This window comes from Insulibacter thermoxylanivorax, assembly GCF_015472005.1.
Lineage (GTDB): Bacteria > Bacillota > Bacilli > Paenibacillales > DA-C8 > Insulibacter > Insulibacter thermoxylanivorax.
The window spans coordinates 20,543-43,377 of record NZ_BMAQ01000026.1 but is presented as its reverse complement, the minus strand read 5'-3'; the positions used below and the strand labels follow the sequence as shown (position 1 = coordinate 43,377).

The following is a 22,835-nucleotide window of genomic DNA, read 5'->3' as shown; positions in this document are numbered from 1 at the left end:
GAGGACGCATGCAGTGAGTGTGTGTGTGTGGTGTGAGCGATCGGATCATACAATTTGATGATCCACAAGTCGCGGCCGGATTTCGATCGTGATCCTGAGGATTCGGCGAAGCGAAGGGAGGTCATTCAGATGACCTATGAGCGGGCGAAGGCGGCGGGGGACCGGCATGTTTATTTTATCGATGGAGAGCGCCTGTTCGGAACGGAGAACCGGGAAGCTTGCACCGTCGACGGCTGCCATCCGAATGACCTTGGTTTTATGCGGATGGCTGAGACGATCTATCCCGTGCTGCATTCGATCCTCATGAATTAGACGCAAACAAGCGGTCCTTCTCTCTGAAGGACCGCTTGTTTGCGCTAAGTGATCACCACCAAGCAAACAGAGCCGCAAGCAGGATCAGCGGAATAAAAAAGGATAACCCTGTACCGAAACCGTAATACCCGTAATATGGAGAATATGCTTTGGTCTGTGCGCGGCTGCCTTTCTTCTTCAGCTTGCGCTTCATGCCGCGAATCACCGGATCGCTGCTAAGCTTGCCGGCAACCTGCGGAGAAGGGCCGTCGCAGGTGAAGTATACATTGCCGTTTTCGATCCGATCGATCCTGGCACAGAACAAATCCCCGCCGTGAGTCATACCGATCACCGTCTTGCCGATATGGGGTTGTACGGCGTCAGCGGCTATCGGGTATGAAGCCAGACATCTCATCAAGTCATCCCCTTTCCTGGTTGTTCGTACGCAGAAGTCTTCCTCTATCCATCTTATGTACGGCGGACAGCCCGCGCCTGGACTTTCAGCCATGGCTGCGGTCCAACTTCAGCGCACGAAGGGATGAGAGGATGCTGTTAGAGTGATGTCAAGATAGTAACGAGCGATAGGTTTCTTCGATGAATTCAAGATCGGGGCTTGGAGGATAGCCGCGCGTGCGTTCATAGGCGATGATGGCCTGTTCCTCCGCCTCTTCGATTCTGCCCAGCTTGGCTAAGGTCAATGCCCGATAAGCATAGGCCGAGTATGCGCGGGCCTTATCCAGCGGATGAAGGTCCGATTGACGGCGCGGGGTTTGGATGCGGCTCAGCGCGTTCAAGGCTTCTTCATATCTCCCCAATGCATAATGAGCAATGCCGACCTGCAGCCAGTAATTCTCCTCATCGTACCTGCGAAGGTTGGTCGCCTGTTCTGCTCGCTGCAGCACTTCCTCATGGTGGCCTTCCCAATTTAGGATGCGAAGTTCCGTATGTTCTACATAGCGCAGGGATTCTTCCGACTCCGCAACCTCTGCGAACATCCTTGCCTTCTTCAGATAATCCCATAGATACTCGGTATCCCCAGTCAACATACACGATTGGGCAAGCATCCGATAGAAGTGATCCGTCAGATGGAACACCCCCTCCTCCTTCGACAACTGGAGGGCCTTCAGCATGATATCGCGGCTTTCCACGTATTGCCCAACAGCGGACAGGGACACGCTCTCGGCATAGTACAGCTGAATCTCGAACAGGATATCCCGGCTTGTCTGTTTGCTGTTGTATTCCTTCTGCAGCGAGCGGATTAGGCGAAGGCTTTCCATGTATGCTTCCTTGGTGAAGAGAAGGGCGTATCGCATGTATTTGACTTTGACGCTTTCAACGTATAAGCCGAATCGCTCATAGATCTCCACCGCTTGCTGCACAGCCTGTTCCGCTTGTTCTCCCTCAGAACCGGTGTAGAAACAAGCCGCAATATAATATTCCAGCAGCCTGGCAGCGTCAACGATTGCCGGTAAATCTTTCAGCACAGGTTTGATCCGCGCGATGACTTGCTCATAGTCCTTGGCCTTGGCGGCTTGTTCCACCTCGCGCAGGAGATCGCGAATGGGAACGGCGCTTGGTTCTTCGAGGAAGTATGCGGGATCCTGCTTCAATCTTGAAGCCAAGTACTGCAATGTACGCATTGAGGGATAGGCGCGTCCGTTCTCGATTTGGCTGAGCATGCTCTTCGTCATAAAATCTCCTGCGAGTTCCGATTGGGTAAGCCCCATGCTTTTGCGCAGGTGCCGAATTTTCTCGCCGATCGTTGTAGGATTCGTCATGTTCGTCCTTCCTTTTAATCTTCTACTTTAGACCGCTGTTGCTTGCTTATTGTTAACAGCTTCTTAGCCAGCTTCTTAGCTGAATGCAGCGTTTTCTCTAAAGTGCATCGTTAGTAAAAAGTATACCCTAATTAAACCTGCTTCGAAAAGCGTGCTGATTATTATTGCATTAAAAGTTAAGTTAAATTAAACATTTATCTTGAAAATTAGTGCGAATCATTGTACGATGAGTTTAATTAAATTAAACATTCTTGTATAGGGGAGTTAACATCAATGGATTTCAAACACACAGGTCATCGGAATATGTCGCTCTTCTTTGTCGGTAAACTGATCTCCGTGCTGGGTTCCAGCTTGTATACCTTCGTGGCGGGTTTAACGGTGCTCAAGCTGACCGGGTCAGGCGGCAATTTTGCGGTTACGTTGATATGCGGTTTCCTGCCGCGGATCTTGCTGGCGCCCTTCGCCGGTGTGATCGCTGACCGGGTGAATCGCCGTGCTCTGCTTATCGCTTCGGATCTGGCAGGAGTCTTGGTTATGCTGTTCACTAGCGCTGTACTCAGCTTGAATACCGGCAGTCTGCTGCCGATCTATCTCTCGCTTGCACTGCTGTCTGTTTGCAGCACATTCTACAGCGTGACGGTGTCCTCGTCCCTCTTGATGCTGGTGGAGCATGAGCAGATCCAGCGGGCCGGCTCGCTGAACCAGATCGCGGCGTCCACAGGTAATATCCTAGCGCCGATCGCCGGCGGCATCCTGTATGCCTTCCTTCCGCTGCCGCTCTTTACGCTGTTGAATGCAGCAGCTTTTGCTGTATCGACGGGCATGAGTGCTGCGCTCCGCTTCAAACCGCGCACCGCGAGCGCTGCGGTTGCAGCCGTTGGCAACTCTGATGGGAATGACGGGTCGGATGCAGAAGTGAAAGTCGAAGCGGGGGCGACGGTAACAGAAACGGGGACGGCGATAACAGAAGCATCGGCAGCGATCACCGATGCGGGTAGTGGAATGCTGATAAGTGACGATACGGCTGCAAAGTCAGGTTCCTTAACCCGCGCGCTTACAGCAATCAAGTCCGATCTATGGGGTGGGATCGCTTATGTCCACAGCAGACAGGCGCTCGGCACCGTGTTGAAACTCGTATTTTGGATTAACTTTTTTGTCGCGGCGCTCAGTGTGATGCTGCCTTACATTCTCGTTCAGGAGCTTGAGATGTCTTCGGAACAATTCGGCACCGTTGAATCGATGATGGCAGCAGGGATGCTGCTGATGTCTTTGATCCTAACGGTTCGCAAACAATCTACTGACCATGTTCGTCCATTAACGATCGGTTTGTATGCCTTGGGCGTGTTATTAACAGCGATTGCCTTGCCGCTGTTGATGAACTTTGGTTCGGCGGTTGTATTTGTATACTATATGGCGCTGATGCTGGTGATCGGCATCACGGTGATCTCGATCAATATTCCGCTCTCCGTATTCATGCAAACATCTACGGAAGAGGAATACCGCGGTAGGGTATTCGGATTGGTCGATACGCTGTCGGGAGCAATCGCACCGCTCGGCATGCTGATCGTCGGCTATCTTCTGGATCTGGTTCCTGCAGGGATCTTGCCCGTGGTATCCGGGATATGCGTCATGATCATCACCTCTCTCGGATCCCGCAAACTTCGCAATGCCTCACCAGCAGCGGAGGCGGGGGTGAAGAAGGCAAGTGCAGCTTAGAAGCAGCAGGGAGGATATAAGGAATAATATGATGAAGCTTCGCCCTTGGCGAGGCTTCTTTTGCATCTGGAGAAGGATAAAAGCGGCGACGCTGCTAATCGATCCTAAAATTCTTACAAACCCGGCCCGAAACGGAGTGCTATACTAGAAGTGCTATACATGAGAAAGGGCTGCTCGATCGGGTGTAGATGGTCTGTTGGTGCAGCGGATCATTCGTAAAAACGCGGAAAAGCTAAACGGGAAGTCCTAGCAGGAAGTCTGTACTGGATGTGGAATCATACAATTAGAGAGATGTAATGTCGATCGTCATGCTTCCTGCCGGATGTCGTCCGGGACTGCTTTAGGTCGACTCACGAGCGAATTCTTCTGAATGGAGGGTTAAGATAATGGGACTGAACTTTAACTTTTTGGACGATCCTAATTTTCAATATATTAGGAGCAAGCTGGAGTCCTCGCCTTATCATCTGTCGTTTCTCAACGAGCGGTTCGCCGTCGGCGATCTGGATGCATGGCGCAGCGAAGCACGTCAGTATATCCAAGAACGCTTGATGTTCTCGCCGGACCCGGTACCGCTGAATGAGGAGATCGTGGAAGAAGAGGATTTTGGCGATTACATCCGGCAGAAGGTATACTTCGACAGCTTCCCCGGCTGCCGCGTGCCCGCGTATCTGCTGATTCCGAAGAATCTGCAGGAACCGGCGCCCGCGATGATCGTGCTGCATGACCATGGGGGCATGTTGTACTGGGGCAAGGAGAAGGTCGTGGAGCACAAAGACGGGCATGAGGTACTTGAGAAATTTATCGATGAATGTTATGACGGCAAACCGCCGGCTTCGGAGTTAGCGAAGCGGGGGTATGTCACCCTGGTGATCGACTGCCTGTTCTTCGGGGAGCGCAAGCTGAAGCTGGAGGCGATCCCTGAATTCCAGGAGCGGCTGAATCAGCATGAGTTTGAATCCCCTGCTTATATTCGCGAGTACAACAATATCGAATCGCGCATCGTCGAGGGAGAGGTTTGCAAGGCGCTGATCTATTCCGGTTGGACGAGCGCGGGCCTGCGCATCCACGATGATCGACGAAGCATCGATTACCTGCTCAGCAGACCGGAAGTCGATCCGAACCGCATCGGCTGCATCGGCCTTTCCATGGGCGGTCACCGTTCCGCTTGGTTAAGTGCGATGGACGACCGCATCAAGTGCGCCGTAGTCGTCTGCTGGATGGCCCTGCATCAGGACATGGTGGAACATCGCATCTCGAATATCCACTGGATGTGGGCGGTGCCCGGCCTTCATGATGCGATGGATTATCCGGACGTCGCTGCGCTGTCCGCGCCGAAGCCGCTGATGATCATCCATGGATCGCGGGATCGGCTGTTCCCGCATCAGACGGGAGAGAAGGCGATGAAGATCATCGAGCAGGTATATGAGAAGGCGGGATGCCGCGAGCAGCTGCTGCCTAAGCTCTACGATTCCGACCATGCCTTTAACTTGGAGATGCAGGCTGATGCCTACACATGGTTGGATGAACAGATGAGCAAGTTAAAAAATAACGCGTAAGATACAGACAACAATCAGCATATCAAAAGTAAACTGACATCAGCGTACACCAAATGAAGGCAGACGAGCAAAACGAGACCAAACAGAAGCCAAACAGGCATCCGGAACGCGGACGTTCTGGATGCCTGTTCTGTAACGGGGGCATGGAGCTGTTATTTGGCTTTGGCAGGTGCCGCTGCCGCCTTCGGCTTCCTCCAGAAGAAAGTAAGGAAGATTCCAAACACCAGCACAATCGATGCAAAATAATACGGAAAATTAATATCCAAATCGAATAACATCCCGCCAAGGAGCGGTCCGAAGATATTAGCGAGGCTTGTGAACATCGAGTTCATGCCGCTTACGAAGCCCTGTTCATCGCCGGCGATGTTTGTCAGGTAGTTTGTTGCCGTCGGCCGGAACAGGTCAAAGCCGACGAACACGATGAAGGTAACAACCAAGATCCAGAAGTATGTATGGACGACGGTCATGAGGTAGACAAGCACCGCCGACAAGGCGAGGCAATACCGGATCAACTTGATCTCGCCTAAGCGGCGCAGGAGCCGATCGAAGAGCAGCACCTGTCCGATCGCTCCGAACACCGCACCGCCGGTAATGATGATGGCGATATCCCCTGGGCTGAAGTGGAACTTGTGATCGATGAATAAGCTGAAGAAGGAATCAAAAGCAGCCAGCCCGAAGGAAGCGATGAAGATCAGGATGAAGATAATAAAATATTCCGGAGCGAAGATCTTCCGCCAGCCATGTTTTACGCTGAGGCTGCCCGGCTGTGTATCTGCCGGTTGTGCAGCTTCCGCATGGGTGCGATCAGGCTCGCCAAGCACGATGATAGACAGGATCGCAGCGAGCGTGCCAAGCCCCCCGGCGAAGAAGAAGGGCACACGGGTTCCGAATTCTGCTAAGAAACCGCCGATACCGGGACCGATGATAAATCCCGTGTTAATCGCGGCGGACATGTAGCCTAAGGCCTTGGGCCGTGTGTCAATCGTTGTGATATCCGCGATGAAGGCGGTGGCAGCCGGCATGATGAAGGCCGCGCTGATGCCGCCCAGGACGCGCGAGATGAACAATTCGCCGACGCTTGTCCCCCAGCCGAAGATGAATTCCGAGATGCCGAACAGGAACAGTCCGAGGACGAGGACGGGTTTGCGCCCGAAGCGGTCCACTGCTTTTCCTGAGAGCGGGGAGACGAGGAATTGGGAGATGGCAAATGAGGCGGTCATGGTGCCGACGACGGTTCCGGAGATGCCGAGTTCATTCATAATCGTCGGCAGTACGGGGATCACGAGTCCGATCCCTAAGAAGGCGATGAAGATGTTCATCAGAAGTAAACCTAATGCGACTTTATGTGACTTCATGGTGAAAGTAAACCCCTTTGATGTATCTATGTATGTGACTATGTATGTATCCATGGATGTGTCTATGGCTGTAACGATGTGTCAGCAACATAGATATGAAGAAGATCTATACGAGTAAGTATAACACTTATGGTTCTATATCAAAAATTCGCTGACGCCGTCAATGTTGCTCCCAGGTAGAATTGGTATTGAAAGCGCATGCTTCGCATTTTACCAGAACGTTGCTTTATATCACGGATGCGCGATGGGAAGCCGTACAAGAAGAAGCATCGGAGAGTCAAATTTTTGTACAGGAGAGGATCTATCTCAGATGATCACAAGACTGCGATTATCGATTCTAGATATTGCAACGATCCATTACGGGGAGACTGCTGCGGCGAGATTTATATGCTTGGCACGAGCAACGGCGGGATGAGATAGAATTTTTTGCAGGCTTTCTTGAACATGATGGAACATGGGTAAGATCGATTACCGTAACTATTTTAGAACCCATCTTGACAATAGTCACAGTATAAAATATAATTACTAACATAAAGTAATCATCGAGCAAATTGTTCGTATTGATTGCTGGTAAAGACACAAAATCATCATAGCTTTGGCTATGGGTTAATTTCGGATTAGGAGGAAGCGCAACATGACAAAGCTAAAAATCGGTATCATCTTAGGAAGCACAAGACAGGGCCGTGTAAGCCCGCAAGTCGGTGAATGGGTGAAAGGAATCGCTGACCAGCGCGGAGACGCAGAATACGAAATCGTTGATATTGCGGATTATAACTTGCCGTTCCTCGGTACAACTGATGGAACAGATCCGGGGATTGCAAAGTGGAATGAAAAAATCAACAGCCTGGACGGTTTCATCTTCATCGTACAAGAATACAACCACAGCATTACAGGTGCTCTAAAGAACGCACTGGACCTGGCTCGCGAACCTTGGAACAACAAAGCTGCAGGGATTGTCAGCTATGGTTCGACAGGCGGTGCTCGTGCTGCGGAACATCTGCGCGGGATCCTGGGCGAATTGCTGGTAGCAGACGTACGTACCCATCCGACCCTGTCCTTGTTCACAGACTTCGAAGATATGTCCGTCTTCAAACCGCAAGAACTCCATACAGCAACTGTTAACGAGATGCTCGATCAACTGATCGCGTGGAGCCGTGCACTGAAGACAATCAGATCTTAATCAAAACAAACAGGCACTCATCTCCCTCCAGAGTATGAGCGCCTGTTTTTTATTTCACTTCTGCAAGACGGCACATACGTCTTTTTTTCGTGCGCCCTTTTTCGTTGCAATTACTTCTGTTATGTCCCTTTCATGATTATCCCCTTCACTCAGGAGCATGATTGATTGCTGCCAAGCATCGACTGTTGAATGTGGTCAAAGGGGATCGAGAAAAATTGATTAACAAAGAAACAATAAACGAAAGAAACTGTATAAATGCAGGATGGAATACTGATTGTATACTGAATGAATACCGAATGAATACCGAATGATCCGAATCGATACCGAATGAATTACTGATTGAATGCTGAGTGAACGGGATAATGACAATAGGGACGAAAGGCAAGATATTGATGCGAGAACCTGGAAAGAACCTGACTGAAGGGGGATATTCCTGATAAACCCACCAAAATATGTTGACATACGAACATTTGTTCTATATACTATAATTAGTAAAAAGGTTCGGCGGTGGTTAGGGTGCGGTTTGATTTTTTGAACTTTGATCTGGAGGAGGACGAGTTCCGCGAGCGTTTTTCCACGGAAGAAGCGTGTGAGGAGATGCTGTTTCAAGCTAGATGGCCGAAGGGCTTTCGCTGCCCGAAGTGTGGAGGCGTCCAGGCCTATTTTATCCATACACGCAGACTGTATGAATGTACCAAGTGTTATTATCAAGCTTCCTTAACCGCCGGCACCGTTTTTGAGAATACGCGTACTCCGCTTACCAAATGGTTTCTCGCCATATATATGATGTCGCGGCTGGAAGGGATCAATGCTGCGGAGCTACATCGCTTGATTCAGGTAACGTACAAGACGGCTTGGACGATGATGATGAAACTGCGACATGTGATGGGGCTTGCTGAGAACCAATGCCTGCAAGGTTCAGTGAGGTTCACCAACACAATCTATGGCCGAAACCGATTGACGCTGCATTCTGTTAGTAAATACTCTGTACTGATCGCAGCGACTGCTGAAGAAGAATGTGCAGAGAAGATTATGATGAAACGACTAGCTGACCAACAGGTTGGTTTGTTGCGGCCGCGCGAGATTCAAGCAATACATGCAAAATATTTTGATACCTCCCCACACCACGTAAAGTATCTCGGGATCCACCACCATAAACCGTTCATACGGCAGTTGAAGTCGATTGTCCTGCAAGCGCAGAACTGGATATACGGGACCTTTATTGCTATTGGCGAGAAACATTTGCATAGATATTGGGATGAGTATGTTTATCGATATAATGCTGAAAGCAGGTACCGCCCCATTTTACGAGATTATAACAGTGTACTGCTCAGGTCTTATGGAGTGCAGCCAAGGCGTTGGTTGATGCATGATGGCAAGGTGAGCGGCAATCTGTTCAAGATGCTCTTGAAGCATTGTTCAACTACCCGAACATTGACTTATAAAGACATTATTCATACACCTTCTATAGAGCATATCGTATCGGTGGATCGAGGATGGAAAACTGCTGTTTGATTGACTTGAGAAACTGATAGGCAAGATATTAAGAGCGATAACTAGATTAATAGTCAACTTAACAGCCAGATTAAGATAGAGTAATGCATATGTATTAATGCACATGTATAATTTTCACGGACTCCCAAGAATAGTACGATAGACTATTATGATCAACTTCGTGCTGTTTTTGGGGGGATGAGCATGTTGATGAAATATATCTCAGTTGTTTTCATCACGTTGCTGCTGAAAATGAACATCATAGCCATAGATTCGACCATTCTGCCATCGATGGCGTCTGCGCCTCCTATGAATCTGCCAACTTCTTGGGAATATGCATTGTTTTCAGGAAGTGAGACTCATCCATTAAGTATAACGAGCTCCTCAACTTATATCTCAGGGGATGTGTTTTCGAATCATGATATTAAGCATCGGGGGGCCAATCTGCAGGTAGACGGCCGATTGAATGCCGTGGGGCGGATTGATTCGCATCATGATCAGTTGGATGTCTGGAATCAATGGGAGGATGTTAGTCCGGAGACAGCGCCTGACTTTGGACGGGTCATTCGCCGGCTTGTATCGTTGGATGCCGAAGTTTATGATCAAAATCAGCTTTTCGAAGGCAGCGATCTGCAAGTTGAGCGGCCGATGATGATCAAAGGGGACGCTGCGTTTAAAGGAACCGAATTTGTTGGTAAGGATTATATCATCGCTTCCGGCGATATTACGTTCGATGTGACTTCTCTGGAGTCATTGGACGATGAACCTTTAGTTCTTTATTCAGAGTATGGAGATATTAAGATTCAAGCAAGTTACAGCACGATGCGCGGTATCTTGTATGCACCTAAAGGAACAGTACAGATCGATGTTTCGTCTACCTTTGAACTGGAAGGGCATATCATCGCTGATCGCATAGAGCTTAGCGGAGAGAATGTTGAGATCTATGGTTTATATGATGAGATTAGTCTTCTTAATGGGCACCATCATTTCATGGCTTGTAACGATCGATACTATGAATTGTACAGCGAAGTTCCTTTTAATGACTATAGTACTCCCTATAACACGCCAGTGGTGATGGAAATTCAGGATCTATTGTTGGAGTCCTCCATAGCAAGGAGCGAGAATATTGTTCAATCAGTGGTGCTTTGTCATGCTGCATTGGATAAGGTGGAGGAATTAAGAACAAAGCTTGAAGAGGAACAGCGCATTTTGGAGCAAATCGCAGCCGATCCGTTTGGAGACTATGACGGCGACGGGCTATTGAATGGATTTGAATTGGAGATGCTGCGCGATTATACGAATCCTATGGTCTACGATACGGATGATGACGGCATCCCAGACGGTGAAGAAGACTCGGATAAAGATGGTCTGAGCAATCTATTAGAACAAGAACTTGGCACGGATCCCGCTAATCCCGATACGGATGGGGACGGATTGCTGGACGGCAGTGAGTATCAATTAGGGACGGATCCGTTATTATCAGTTTCGGGTCAAGACGGCATCTTGGACAGCGAAAAAACCTATACCCAGACGATCGTCGGCCCTGTGCCTGATGTGAAGCTTGAGATCACAGCTGTCGGGGATATTTCTAAAGCGGTCTATATCCATGATGCGACTGATAATTTCACCATCGATCCTGAGTATTCATTTGCCGATAACGAGCATTTCGTATCTGGACTTTATGTATTTGTGGCGGAACTTCCCTATAAGCATGCTAGAATTTATCTGCCCGTTGATCGGAATAAGCTTGGTGACCGGGATATCGAGCAAGTGAAGATGGTTTATTTCGATGAGCGATTCATGACTTTCCTGCCTTTGGAGAAACAAGGAATGGATCCAGACTCAGGGATCGTATGGGGTGAGACAGATCATCTGGGGATGTTTGCTTTAGTCTATCCGCCGAATATGTGAGACAATAAGCAATGCAAGCCATTTTTCAGCTGTCAGTGTTCGTGCGCTTGTCAGTGACAGCGATTCATAACCTTGAGGTAACTCAAGGTTTTTTGTTTTGCGGAAAATCCAAATTGGAAGGATTGGAATCGTAAGCGATTTCTGATATGATTCCTATTGAAAGGACTTTATTAATTAATTGAATTAAGGAGGAGTGGTCAACATGCTGAAGCATCCGCCGATTAGCAGTAAGTTACCCGTAATGATGCACGGAGCAGACTATAACCCCGACCAGTGGCTTCATGATCCTAAAGTATTAGAAGAAGATATTCGCCTGATGAAGCTGGCAGGCTGCAATGTGATGTCCGTGGGCATCTTCGCATGGGCTGCACTGGAGCCGGAGGAAGGCAAGTTCAATTTTGAATGGCTGGATCGCGTATTGGATCGATTGTATGAGAATGGAATCTATTTCTGGCTTGCTACTCCGTCTGGAGCAAGACCGGCTTGGATGTCATATAAATACCCTGAAGTTTTAAGAGTTGGCCCGAATCGCGTGCGGAACTTGCACGGTCATCGTCATAACCACTGCTACAGCTCGCCTGTATATCGCGAGAAAACGCGGATCATGAATACGAAGCTGGCAGAACGCTATTCGAAACATCCGGGAATCCTCGGTTGGCACGTCTCTAACGAATACGGCGGGGAATGCCATTGCGATTACTGTCAAGAGGGCTTCCGCGAGTGGCTGAAGAAGAAGTACGGTACATTAGATGCTTTGAACCACGCCTGGTGGACACCGTTCTGGTCCCATACGTACACCGACTGGAGCCAGATTGAATCGCCGTCGCCGCATGGTGAAAACGCCGTACACGGGCATAACCTGGATTGGAGACGCTATGTCACCGATCGCACGATCGATTTCTGCAAACATGAGATCGCCCCTTTGAAAGCGATTAACCCGGATTTGCCGGTGACGACGAACATGATGGAAGTCATTCCATTCGACGGCCTCGACTACCGTAAGTTCGCCGATATCCTCGATGTGATCTCCTGGGATGCGTATCCGACTTGGCATGATGCGGAGTCCGATAAGAAGGAAGCGGTGAAGTTCGCCTTTAACCATGACTTGTTCCGCACGATTAAAGGAAAGCCCTTCCTGTTGATGGAGAGCACGCCGAGCTTGACGAACTGGCAGCCAGTGAGCAAGTTGAAACGCCCAGGCATGCACAAGCTGTCTTCTTTGCAAGCGGTTGCGCACGGTTCTGACTCGGTACAATACTTCCAGTGGCGCAAGAGCCGCGGTTCAAGCGAGAAATTCCATGGCGCTGTCGTCGACCATGTAGGCCATGAGCATACGCGTGTATTCCGCGATGTGGCCGAGCTTGGCGAGACGTTGGCGAATATGAAGGAGATCGTCGGTACTTCAACACCTGCTGAAGTTGCCGTACTGTTTGACTGGGATAACCGCTGGGCGATCAATGATGCCCAAGGCCCGCGCAATATGGGAATCCATTATGAGCGCACGGTGCTTGAACACTATGCTGCATTGTGGCAGTATGGCGTACCGGTGGATATCATCGGGATAGAAGATGATATCTCCAAGTACAAAGTGATCTCCGCGCCGATGCTGTACATGTGCAGCGAAGAAACTGGGAGAAAACTCGAGCAGTTTGTTGAGAACGGCGGTACGCTTGTCGGCACCTATTGGTCCGGTGTTGTTGATGAGACGGATCTTTGTCATCTCGGCGGCTTCCCGGGTCCGCTTCGCCGTACGCTAGGGATCTGGGCGGAAGAGATCGAGGGGCTGTATCCGCATGATAAGAACGGTCTTGTCATGAATGAAGGCAACCGCCTGGGGCTGACCGGCGTCTATGAAACGCATGAGATCTGCGAGCTTGCCCATGCAGAAACGGCGCAGGTGCTCGGCGTTTATGAGGGCGATTTCTATGCTGGATGTCCGGCGCTCACGGTCAATGAACTCGGCAAGGGCCGCGCTTATTACATGGCAACTCGCCTGAAGAGCGACTTCCTGGATGCATTCTACAGGAAGGTTGTTGACGAAGCGGGCGTGAAGCGCGTGCTGAATGCGGATCTGCCCGAGGGAGTGACCGCGCAAGTGCGCACAGACGGCGAGCGGGATTACGTATTCGTCATGAACTTCAGCGGTGCAGAGCAGCGGGTGAAACTGGATGGTTCGGATTATGCGGATTTCGAAACAGGACAATCAGCAGGAGAGGAACTTCTGCTGAATGTGAACGGGATCAAGATCTTGGTACGCCCCAGCCGTTACAGCGGCTAGTGCATTCTAGATACCAGATAGACAGCGGATAGATACCAGATCACTTATAGTGAGGCTGTTAAGCCTAATGTAATGCTATTAAGCCGGAATCGTACCGATGGTACGAAGCCGGCTTTTGTAGCAGATCTAGGCGTAATGACGATCAAGCGGCTCTTTTGTCCCAGGATACGGTTGCAGACGGAAAAATGTTAAATATATACAAACGCTTGTCTGACGCGTGAACCATAAAAATGCCCCTCAAATTATACCTTACAAACTATAGATCATAACCTTAGGGATTATAGAATATTTCGAAAATATTTAATTTTCACAAATTATATTGAAAACCTCCATGGTGACTTTTGCATTGCCCACATATAATTTTTCCTGAGGTCATCAATCTGATAGATGACAGATCATGATTAGCCATGAAAACGCTACATGGATGGATGTAGCCAGTTTGAGGGGGAGTGCAAATATGCGGATTCGCAGGATGATGTTCATGCTTCTCTGCAGCTTGTTATTGGTCTTCTTGGCTGCCTGCGCAGGAGGCGCGAATACCGGAGGCAGCGATGCAGATGTCCCGGTGCCTTCAAATGACAGCGCTAACAATTCTGGACCGGATGCGAGCGCCGGTGAAGACAAGGACGATGAGATGGATTTTGACATGGGCGGGCGCGTCATCAAGCTGGTCTCTTGGTATGACGAATCCATTCAAGGGGACAGCCCGGACGGCATCCAGATGCTTGAGAACCTGAATAGGCTTAAAGAAAAACACAATTTCGAAGTTGATTACGTCATCGTGGATTACCAAGAGTACCGAGATAAGGTGACCGCCTCACTGATCGCCGGAGAACCGCTCGGGGATATCATCCGGATGCCTCGTCCGTGGATGATCCCGTCCTTGACGAGCCAGGATCTGTTCTGGCCGCTCGATGAATATGTGAAAAATGAAAATGCTTTTGTCCTGCAGTACACGGAGGAATTCTCGTAGTACAACGGCAGGGGGTACGGGTTTCGCATCGGCATCAGCGGAGCGGCTTCAGGAATTATCTATAACCGCACCTTGATGAATGAACTCGGATTGGACCCGCTGCAAAATTATGTGGATACGGACACGTGGAATTGGGATACGTTCATCGAGGTGGCGAAGCAGGCAAACCGCGACACGGACAACGACGGCAAGATCGATATGTGGGGACTGGCGACCAACGATCTTTTGGTGCGGGCGTTAGCCTCTAACGAAGCCGCCCTGTTCCATGAAGGCAAGCAAACCCTTGAAGATCCTAAGACCCTGGAAGTTCTGAACTTCATCCACAGGCTGGCTGTTGAGCAAGTAGCCAGACCAACGGAGGGCGGGGACTGGACGGAACCGAAACAGTTCTTCATCCAAGGCAATACGCTGATGTACCCCGGCCACGACTACGAGATGGAAGATCTGATGAATGAGATGCCGGAGTATGACCTCGGTTTCCTGCCGTTCCCGAAGGGACCGAGCGCCACGATGTACCATTCGCATAATACGATTCCGAACTATTACGCCATTCCAAGAGCCGTAGAGAATCCGGAGCAGCTCGTGTATATCTGGGAGAAAATCTACGACATCGAATCCATCTATGACTATCCCCATCAAGCCTCGTTCGAAAGGATCTTCTCCAACGAAGACGATATCAACAACGCAAGGCGGGCTGTCGAAAGCTTCAAGGTGATCGAGCAGATCGATTACTATCCGTCCTTGCCTTACTATGAGTTCCTAGGCGAACTGCGCGACGGCGTATCGGTATCGACGCTGATCGAAAAGTACAAAGCGCCGTTCCAAGCTGCCGTTGACGAGGTATGGGGGCAATAAGACCGGTCAATAAGACCGCCGCAGCATGGGATCGCATTCACAAAGATCCCAGGGGGACGATCCGTCCCCCTGTTAATATTTTCTGGCCGCTGACGGCGGATACCCTTTCATGGCTTTGAAGAGATTGCTGAAATAAGAGATATCATAGAATCCGCAGCGTTCCGCTGTTTCGGTAACGGTAAAACCTCCCGATGAGAGCATCATCTCCGCGTTGTTGATGCGAATTCGGTTCAGGTACTCTTTGAAGGTGGAACCGGTGTATTGCTTGAATAACTTACCTAAGTATACTGGATGCAGATCTACCATCTCAGCCAGATCTTTGATCGTGATATTCTCTGAATAATGATCGGCGATATAAGAGGTGATCTTCTTAATGCGCGGATCCGTATGGGCATCAGACATACGGTAGTAGTTGCTGAGCAGGCGGGCGATGATCACTTCGAAGATGCCCCGCGCCTGGATTTGATAGAAGGGCTGTTGATTCATCCAGACCTGTTTGAATTCGCGAATATAATCCAGAATCTCTTTGGAGATGAGATTCTTGTTCACAACTTGTAAAGGAAGGGGGATATGATTGTTCGGTTCTGCCCAGTGGAAATTAAAGGGGTAGGCCACCATCGGCGACTCTTGAAAGGTGTATGCCTCCCTGGTAGAACCGCTTGGTATATAGATCACGTCCCCGGCTTCTACGATGTACTCAACACCGTTGACGATGTAGCAAGCCTTGCCGCCGACCACGAAGGTTAAGTCATGAAAGTTGTTCAGACGTCTCTCGATCACCCAGTCTGGATAGCAGCGGCGTTCGGCGAACAAGAAGACATAGGGGACCAAGTATTGATATTTCTCGGTATTCATAGCATCACCCCGCTATTTTTATCATAAACGGTTATGCAAAAAAGACAACACAAAGGAGGAAACGGAGTGGAACATAGGACACACGAACAGACAAGCAAAGGGATTTTCCCTCTGGTACAGAAAGGGCTGGCAGCAAGAATCTATATCGACCCCGAGGGCCGGGATTATGACGGAATGAGCTTGGTTGCTGCATCCTTTGCCGGAGATGTTGAGCTGATCACCGGCATCAGGCCCGTCATCGTGACGGATGCCAAGGAGCTGAGCAAGATTGCGGTGATCGCCGGATCCCTTGGCAATAACCGATTGATCGATGCTTTGGCGGCAGAAGGACGGATCGATGCTGCAGCGATCCAGGGCAAACGGGAAACGTATATGATTCGCCCGTTGGAACACCCGTTTGAGGGCGTGGAGCAAGCGATCGTCATCGCGGGCAGCGACAAACGGGGCACCTTCTATGGGATCTATCACTTGTCCGAAATGATCGGTGTAAGTCCTTGGGTCTATTGGGGAGATGTGGTACCGAAGAAACGGCGGGATATCCTGCTGCCGATGGAGCAGCTGCAGGTGACCTCGAAGGAACCGTCGATTCGTTATCGGGGATTTTTTATCAATGATGAATGGCCTTCCTTCGGTACATGGACGAACAACCGTTTCGGCGGTTTTAACGAGGATATGTACCGATATGTGTTCGAACTGCTTCTCCGCCTGAAGGGCAATTATCTGTGGCCGGCGATGTGGAGCGCGGTCTTCAGTGAAGACGGCAAGCGTCATCCGCTCGCCAATGCCGAACTGGCCCATGCCTACGGCATCATCATGGGCACCTCCCACCATGAGCCGATGTTCCGCGCCGGGGAAGAGTGGGGGAAGGTGTATCGTCAGTATACGGACCGCTATGATTGGGACTTCGGGAAGAACCGGGAGGCGATTACACGCTTCTGGGAAGACGGTGTGAAGCGCAATCGCGAGTTTGAGAGCATCATCACCTTGGGAATGCGGGGCGAAAGGGACTCGGCCCTGGGCGGCACCGTCGAGGAGAATATCGAGAGACTCAAGGACATCATCCTGACGCAGAAGGAGATCCTGCGTAAGCACGGTTTGCAAGATGCGCCGCAGACGCTGGTCATCTATAAGGAAGTAGAGAAATTCTGGCACGGCACAGAGGATGTTCCCGGACTGAAGGACTGGGATGTCTTAGATGATGTGATCATCATGCTGTCCGATGATAATTTCGGCAATGTACGCACGCTGCCAAGGGCGGAGGATCGCGATCGCCCCGCGGGCTGGGGGCTGTATTATCACTTCGATTATCACGGGGGCCCCGTATCCTATGAATGGGTCAACACGATTCCGCTTCAGAAGATTTGGGAACAGATGACGATGGCCTATGATTACGGAATCCGGGAGCTGTGGATCGTCAATGTCGGCGATCTGAAACCGATGGAGCTGCCGCTTTCGTATTTTATGGACCTTGCTTATGACTATGATACATGGGGCGCCCAGGGACTGAATCGAACGAAAGAATATACGCGCAGGTGGTGCCGCCAGCAATTCGGCCATGCAGTTGAAGATCAGGAAACCTTGGACGGCATCGCCAAGGTGCTGACCGGCTATACGCGGATGAATGGCAACCGCAAGCCCGAGGTGACTTATCCGGATACCTACAGCTTGCACGTTGACCGCGAGGCGGAGCGCGAGCTGGCGCGAGCCATCCAGTTGGAGCGGGAAGCGGAGCAGCATTATCAGAGGATGCCCGTATCGCTTCGGGATGCTTATTATCAGCTGGTGTATTATCCCGCGGTTGCCTCGGCGAATGTGAAGAAGATGCAGATCTATGCCGCCTATAACCGGAAGTATGCGCACCGCGAGCTGCCCAGCACGCTCGCCAACCGCTATGCCGGATATGTGGAACAGGCGATCGCCAGGGACATCGAGCTGCAGGACGAGTACAACTATCTGTTGTCCAACGGCAAGTGGCGGGGCATGATGTCCTCGCCGCACGTCGGCTACGTCCGATGGAATGCCGAAGGTTGGAGTTACCCGCAAGTGAGCAGGGTGCAGCCCAAGCCGGGCTCGCGGATGATCGTTGATGTCCAGGGACAGGAGGAAGGGTTTGCTGAAGGGACAGCAGCGCTCCCTGCGTTCACGAACTTGATGAAAGAAGTGCGGACGCTCACGGTCAGTAACGAGGGTGCGGATCCCTTTCCATGCACCATCGAGGCGGATGTGGATTGGCTGGTCATCGCGGAGCAAACGGAGCCGATCCCAAGGGAAGGCAGCCTCTCCGGCTCGAATAAGTGGCAGGGCACGGTGCATGACGGCATCATGATCGAAGCGGCTGTGGATTGGGACCGCCTGACGGAAAGTGCCGAGGGCACGCTGACGATCAAAGGCGCCGGGCAGCAGGTAGAGGTGCGGGTACAGGCCGAGCTCATCGATGTGCACGGCATACCTGAGGGGACGTTCATCGAGACCGGCGGGATCGTCTCGATTGAAGCCGAGCATACCGTGCGCCGTGCTGCCGTGCCGCAGGCAGAGTGGAAGGTGATCGAAGGGTACGGCCGGACCTTGTCCTCCCTCAAGATGTTCCCGACGACGGTGTCCTTTCCGCGGCCGGAGGAGGCTCCTTATCTGGAGTATCGCATCTGGGTGAAGGAGGATGGGGATTACACGCTGACCGCGTACACGGCACCGACCAACAACTTATTCGCGGACAGCCGACTGCGCTATGCGGTCTCCTTCGACGGCGAAGAGCCGGTCATGGCGGATACGCTGCCGGAAGACTTCGTTGCCGGTGAATCGTCTTCGTGGGGGCGCGGCGTACTGGAGAACATCCATCTCTCAACCACCGCGCATAGGCTGTCAGCAGGGCTCCATACCTTGCGTTTCTACGGCCTGGACGCCGGTTTGGTCTTGCAGAAGCTTGTTCTATCTAAGGTTCCGCTTCCTTATTCCTATTACGGACCGGTTGAGAGTTATCGCATCCCTTGCTCGAATCCAAGATAAATCTTTAATAAATACAAATCATCTCTAGTTAATCTATGGGCAATTTGAGGTTCGTCATATACAATTATTGAATACAGATGTTGTAGAAAACATCTCTGATTATCACAACTTCGATTATCGGGGGATGCAAATTGACGACAAACAACAAAGCAGGAATCAGAAACAGTGTTGGCAGCGAGCGTTATGCAAGTACAGCATATCAGGCGTGGTTGAGATATGAGAAGCTGCCTGCTGAACTGGCAGAAGCATATGTTCAGCTGTGCAGCAAGATTTATGCAGCGGGGAATGTCGCAGAAGATCCCGTGCTGCGTTCGGCGCAGGAGGAATTGCTGGAAGGACTCCAAGCGATGCTCGGGCAGCAGCCTGAACTGACGGACACAGCAGGGGATGCAGCACTCCTCGCCGGCACCCTGGACGAGCCGGAGATTGCCGGATTGATTGATAAGGATGAAGCTGCGAAGGTTGATGAAGAAGGCTATCTGCTTCATACGGTAATATCCGGCGGCAGCCGCAAACTCGTGATTGCAGGGACGACAAGCAAAGGCGTGCTGTACGGGGTGTTCCATTTCTTGCGAATCCTGCAGACGAGAGGGCGGATCGATAACCTGTCGGTGATTGAGAATCCAGCGAACAAACTTCGCATGATCAACCACTGGGATAACATGGACGGCAGCATCGAGCGCGGCTATGCCGGAGAATCGATCTTCTACCGCGATCATGCCTTTATCGAAGACTTAAGCCGTATTCGCGATTACGCAAGGCTGATGGCAGCTGTGCAGCTGAATGCCGTAGTGATCAACAACGTCAATGTCCATGAGACGGAGACGAAGCTGATCACGAAGGAATTCCTGCCGCAGGTGGCGCGCGTTGCAGAAGTGTTCAGGGCGTATGGGATTCGCCTCTACCTCAGCATCAACTTCGCGGCGCCGATCCAGGCCGGAGGGCTTGAGACCGCTGATCCCCTCGATCCGCAGGTGAGACGTTGGTGGCAGGATCGCGCGAAGGAGATCTATGAGCATGTTCCGGACTTCGGCGGCTTCTTGGTGAAAGCGGATTCCGAGCATCGTCCGGGGCCATTCACCTATGGACGCGATCATGCCGACGGCGCGAATATGCTGGCCGAAGCCTTGGAGCCCTACGGCGGCATCGTCATCTGGCGCTGCTTCGTCTATAACTGCATGCAGGACTGGCGGGACCGCTCGACGGATCGTGCGAAGGCGGCCTATGATCACTTCCGACCGCTGGACGGCCGTTTTCATGAGCGCGTCATCCTGCAGATTAAGAACGGGCCGATGGATTTCCAAGTGCGGGAGCCGGTATCCCCGCTGTTCGGCGGCTTGACGCGCACGAATCAGATGCTGGAACTGCAGATCACCCAGGAATATACGGGGCAGCAGATCCATCTCTGCTATCTTGTTCCGCAGTGGAAGGAAGTCGTCGACTTTGACACCTATGCGGCTGGAGAAGGATCGACAGTGGCGCGGACGGTCTCCGGCGAGCTGTTCAATCGCCCGCTCGGCGGTTTCGCGGGGGTGGCGAACATCGGCAATGATGAGAACTGGACGGGGCATCTGTTGGCTCAGGCGAATTTCTACGGTTACGGCCGCCTTGCTTGGAAGCCGACGCTCACGTCAGAGGAGATCACCGATGAATGGGTGAGGATCACCTTCGGCCATGATCCGCAGGTGGTGGAGACGATCAGCCGCATGCTGCTGGAGTCTTGGTCCATCTATGAGAACTATACAGCGCCGCTCGGCGTCGGCTGGATGGTGAACCCGGGTCATCACTACGGCCCGAATGTGGACGGCTATGAGTATTCACGCTGGGGAACTTATCACTTCGCAGACTGCCATGGCATCGGCGTCGACCGCACGGTGAAGACGGGAACAGGCTATACAGCACAGTACCATGAGCCGCATGCTTCCCGTTATGAATCGCTGGAGGAATGCCCGGATGAGCTGCTGCTATTCTTCCATCATGTTCCTTATACCCATGTGCTGCATTCCGGGAAGACCGTCATCCAGCATATCTACGATACCCACTTCGAGGGAGTTGAACAGGCAGCAGAATTGGTGGAGAGATGGCGCAGCCTTGAAGGGAAGATCGATGCGGAGCGCTACGAAAGCGTGCTGGAACGGCTGTTGGAGCAAGCGGAACATGCCAAGGAGTGGCGGGATGTAATCAATACCTACTTCTATCGCAAATCCGGTATTGCGGATCAACACGGCCGCAAGATCTATTAATAGGTCTGAGGGTTACAGATCAGGTTTAATAGATGGCTTTATAGAAGGATATATCCATAAGGGAGGGTCTGTTCATGACCAGCAATTCACAGTCCATTCCTAAGCTCCGTGAGGTGTTTAAGAACCATTTCTTAATCGGAGCTGCAGTGAATCCCATCACCTTGAAGCGCGAAGAAGAGCTGATCAAGTTTCACTTTAACAGCTTGACAGCGGAGAATGAGATGAAGTTCGAACGCCTGCAGCCGGAGGAGGGCAAGTTTACTTTCCAGCATGCTGACGAGCTTATGGACTTTGCCGCCGCGAACGGCTTGAAGGTACGCGGACACACGTTGGTCTGGCATAACCAGACGCCGCGCTGGGTATTCGAGGACGGCCGCGGCGGACAGGCGGATCGGGATACGCTGTTTGCTCGGATGAAAGCCCATATCGACACCGTTGTCGGCCGTTACAAAGGGCTGATCTATGCATGGGATGTTGTCAATGAAGCGATCTCGGACAAGGGGGAAGAACTGCTTCGGCCCTCTCCGTGGCTTGAGATCGGGGGCGAGGAGTTCATCGCGCGGGCTTTCCAATACGCCCATGAGGCGGATCCGGATGCACTTCTGTTCTACAACGATTACAACGAATCCGATCCGGTGAAGCGAGAGAAGATCTATACACTGGTGAAGTCCCTATTGGACCGCGATGTGCCGATCCACGGCGTGGGCCTGCAGGCGCACTGGAATATTGAATCCCCGTCGCTGGATGACATCCGCGCGGCGATCGAACGCTATGCCAGCTTAGGTCTCAAACTCCATATCACGGAGCTGGATATGTCCGTTTTCATGCATGATGACAAGCGCACGGACCTCAAAGCGCCGACGGAGCAGATGCTGGAGAAGCAGGCTGAGCGGTATAGGCAGATCTTCGATCTTTTCAAAGAGTACAAAGGGCATATCACTTCCGTCACTTTCTGGGGAGTGGCGGACAACTACACGTGGCTGGATAACTTCCCGGTGCGCGGACGCAAGAACTGGCCTCTCGTGTTCGATCTCGAAGGCAAGCCGAAGCAGTCCTTCTGGGAGATCGTTGGCTAGGCTTCCGGGTTCATGCTAGTACTTATATGATGCATGTCATTGGGGCTGTCCAATAAGTCAGTGAAAACTGACCAATGGACAGCCTCTTTATGTATGGTATGAACATGCTGGCGAGGAGATTTGGTGCGTGAGACGACAGAAGTTGTCGACCCAGGATGCGCGGAGGCGTCGCAGGCGTGCGAGACGACAGAAGTTGTCGACTCAGGATGCGCGAAGGCGTCGCAGGCGTGCGAGACGACAGAAGTTGTCGACTCAGGATGCGAGGAGGCGT

Annotated in this window: 14 protein-coding genes and 1 pseudogene; 11 read left to right on the top strand and 4 right to left on the bottom strand. The window is 51.4% G+C overall.

What is annotated here, in order from left to right; genetic code table 11:
* Positions 1-57: 57 nt before the first annotated feature.
* Positions 58-312 carry an SGNH/GDSL hydrolase family protein gene (locus PRECH8_RS10085; RefSeq protein ID WP_200966981.1) on the top strand — a complete coding sequence of 85 codons (255 nt, stop codon included), beginning with the start codon at positions 58-60 and terminating at the stop codon, positions 310-312.
* A 52-nt stretch (positions 313-364) separates the two neighbouring features.
* On the opposite strand, the gene PRECH8_RS10080 is transcribed toward PRECH8_RS10085, so the two are convergent.
* Entirely contained in the window at positions 365-706 is a 342-nt protein-coding gene (locus PRECH8_RS10080) for a hypothetical protein (protein ID WP_200966980.1), read from the bottom strand.
* 148 nt (positions 707-854) lie between these two features.
* Positions 855-2,069, bottom strand: a complete 1,215-nt coding sequence (locus PRECH8_RS10075) for a helix-turn-helix domain-containing protein (RefSeq protein ID WP_200966979.1) — start codon at positions 2,067-2,069, stop codon at positions 855-857.
* 273 nt (positions 2,070-2,342) lie between these two features.
* Between PRECH8_RS10075 and PRECH8_RS10070 the strand changes: the two genes are divergently transcribed.
* Positions 2,343-3,785 (top strand): MFS transporter, encoded by a 1,443-nt coding sequence (locus PRECH8_RS10070; RefSeq protein WP_200966978.1) that lies wholly within the window; start codon positions 2,343-2,345, stop codon positions 3,783-3,785.
* 386 nt (positions 3,786-4,171) lie between these two features.
* A complete protein-coding gene (locus PRECH8_RS10065; RefSeq protein WP_200966977.1) occupies positions 4,172-5,341 on the top strand; it encodes an alpha/beta hydrolase in 1,170 nt (389 codons plus the stop codon).
* A 152-nt stretch (positions 5,342-5,493) separates the two neighbouring features.
* On the opposite strand, the gene PRECH8_RS10060 is transcribed toward PRECH8_RS10065, so the two are convergent.
* The gene (locus PRECH8_RS10060; RefSeq protein ID WP_200966976.1) at positions 5,494-6,696 is read right to left on the bottom strand and encodes an MFS transporter; all 1,203 of its coding nucleotides are present in this window, start codon (positions 6,694-6,696) and stop codon (positions 5,494-5,496) included.
* 634 nt (positions 6,697-7,330) lie between these two features.
* On the opposite strand from PRECH8_RS10060, the gene PRECH8_RS10055 reads away from it, so the two are divergent.
* From PRECH8_RS10055 to PRECH8_RS10035, 5 genes and pseudogenes are all read left to right on the top strand, one after another.
* Positions 7,331-7,876, top strand: coding sequence for an NADPH-dependent FMN reductase (locus PRECH8_RS10055; RefSeq protein ID WP_200966975.1), 546 nt, complete (start codon positions 7,331-7,333; stop codon positions 7,874-7,876).
* 531 nt (positions 7,877-8,407) lie between these two features.
* Entirely contained in the window at positions 8,408-9,391 is a 984-nt protein-coding gene (locus PRECH8_RS10050) for a transposase (protein ID WP_200966974.1), read from the top strand.
* A gap of 189 nt (positions 9,392-9,580) precedes the next feature.
* Entirely contained in the window at positions 9,581-11,281 is a 1,701-nt protein-coding gene (locus PRECH8_RS10045; protein WP_242457532.1) for a thrombospondin type 3 repeat-containing protein, read from the top strand.
* 202 nt (positions 11,282-11,483) lie between these two features.
* The gene (locus PRECH8_RS10040; RefSeq protein ID WP_200966972.1) at positions 11,484-13,559 is read left to right on the top strand and encodes a beta-galactosidase; all 2,076 of its coding nucleotides are present in this window, start codon (positions 11,484-11,486) and stop codon (positions 13,557-13,559) included.
* Positions 13,560-13,956: 397 nt separating this feature from the next.
* Positions 13,957-15,387: pseudogene (locus PRECH8_RS10035) on the top strand (ABC transporter substrate-binding protein).
* 72 nt (positions 15,388-15,459) lie between these two features.
* Here the strand turns inward: PRECH8_RS10035 and PRECH8_RS10030 are convergent.
* Entirely contained in the window at positions 15,460-16,242 is a 783-nt protein-coding gene (locus PRECH8_RS10030; RefSeq protein WP_200966971.1) for a helix-turn-helix transcriptional regulator, read from the bottom strand.
* A 66-nt stretch (positions 16,243-16,308) separates the two neighbouring features.
* Between PRECH8_RS10030 and PRECH8_RS10025 the strand changes: the two genes are divergently transcribed.
* The 3 genes from PRECH8_RS10025 to PRECH8_RS10015 all read left to right on the top strand — a co-directional run bounded on the left by PRECH8_RS10025 (position 16,309) and on the right by PRECH8_RS10015 (position 22,564).
* Positions 16,309-19,245, top strand: coding sequence for a glycosyl hydrolase 115 family protein (locus PRECH8_RS10025; RefSeq protein ID WP_242457528.1), 2,937 nt, complete (start codon positions 16,309-16,311; stop codon positions 19,243-19,245).
* Positions 19,246-19,454: 209 nt separating this feature from the next.
* Complete coding sequence (locus tag PRECH8_RS10020; protein WP_276569104.1) at positions 19,455-21,488, top strand: alpha-glucuronidase family glycosyl hydrolase; 2,034 nt, start codon at positions 19,455-19,457, stop codon at positions 21,486-21,488.
* A 74-nt stretch (positions 21,489-21,562) separates the two neighbouring features.
* Complete coding sequence (locus PRECH8_RS10015) at positions 21,563-22,564, top strand: endo-1,4-beta-xylanase (protein ID WP_200966969.1); 1,002 nt, start codon at positions 21,563-21,565, stop codon at positions 22,562-22,564.
* The last annotated feature ends 271 nt before the right edge of the window (positions 22,565-22,835 follow it).

Bases quoted from the DNA above. Each gene is read 5' to 3' on its own strand.
- PRECH8_RS10085 (WP_200966981.1), top strand. From the start codon at position 58: ATGATCCACAAGTCGCGGCCGGATTTCGATCGTGATCCTGAGGATTCG.
- PRECH8_RS10080 (WP_200966980.1), bottom strand. From the start codon at position 706: ATGAGATGTCTGGCTTCATACCCGATAGCCGCTGACGCCGTACAACCC.
- PRECH8_RS10075 (WP_200966979.1), bottom strand. From the start codon at position 2,069: ATGACGAATCCTACAACGATCGGCGAGAAAATTCGGCACCTGCGCAAA.
- PRECH8_RS10070 (WP_200966978.1), top strand. From the start codon at position 2,343: ATGGATTTCAAACACACAGGTCATCGGAATATGTCGCTCTTCTTTGTC.
- PRECH8_RS10065 (WP_200966977.1), top strand. From the start codon at position 4,172: ATGGGACTGAACTTTAACTTTTTGGACGATCCTAATTTTCAATATATT.
- PRECH8_RS10060 (WP_200966976.1), bottom strand. From the start codon at position 6,696: ATGAAGTCACATAAAGTCGCATTAGGTTTACTTCTGATGAACATCTTC.
- PRECH8_RS10055 (WP_200966975.1), top strand. From the start codon at position 7,331: ATGACAAAGCTAAAAATCGGTATCATCTTAGGAAGCACAAGACAGGGC.
- PRECH8_RS10045 (WP_242457532.1), top strand. From the start codon at position 9,581: ATGAAATATATCTCAGTTGTTTTCATCACGTTGCTGCTGAAAATGAAC.
- PRECH8_RS10040 (WP_200966972.1), top strand. From the start codon at position 11,484: ATGCTGAAGCATCCGCCGATTAGCAGTAAGTTACCCGTAATGATGCAC.
- PRECH8_RS10030 (WP_200966971.1), bottom strand. From the start codon at position 16,242: ATGAATACCGAGAAATATCAATACTTGGTCCCCTATGTCTTCTTGTTC.
- PRECH8_RS10015 (WP_200966969.1), top strand. From the start codon at position 21,563: ATGACCAGCAATTCACAGTCCATTCCTAAGCTCCGTGAGGTGTTTAAG.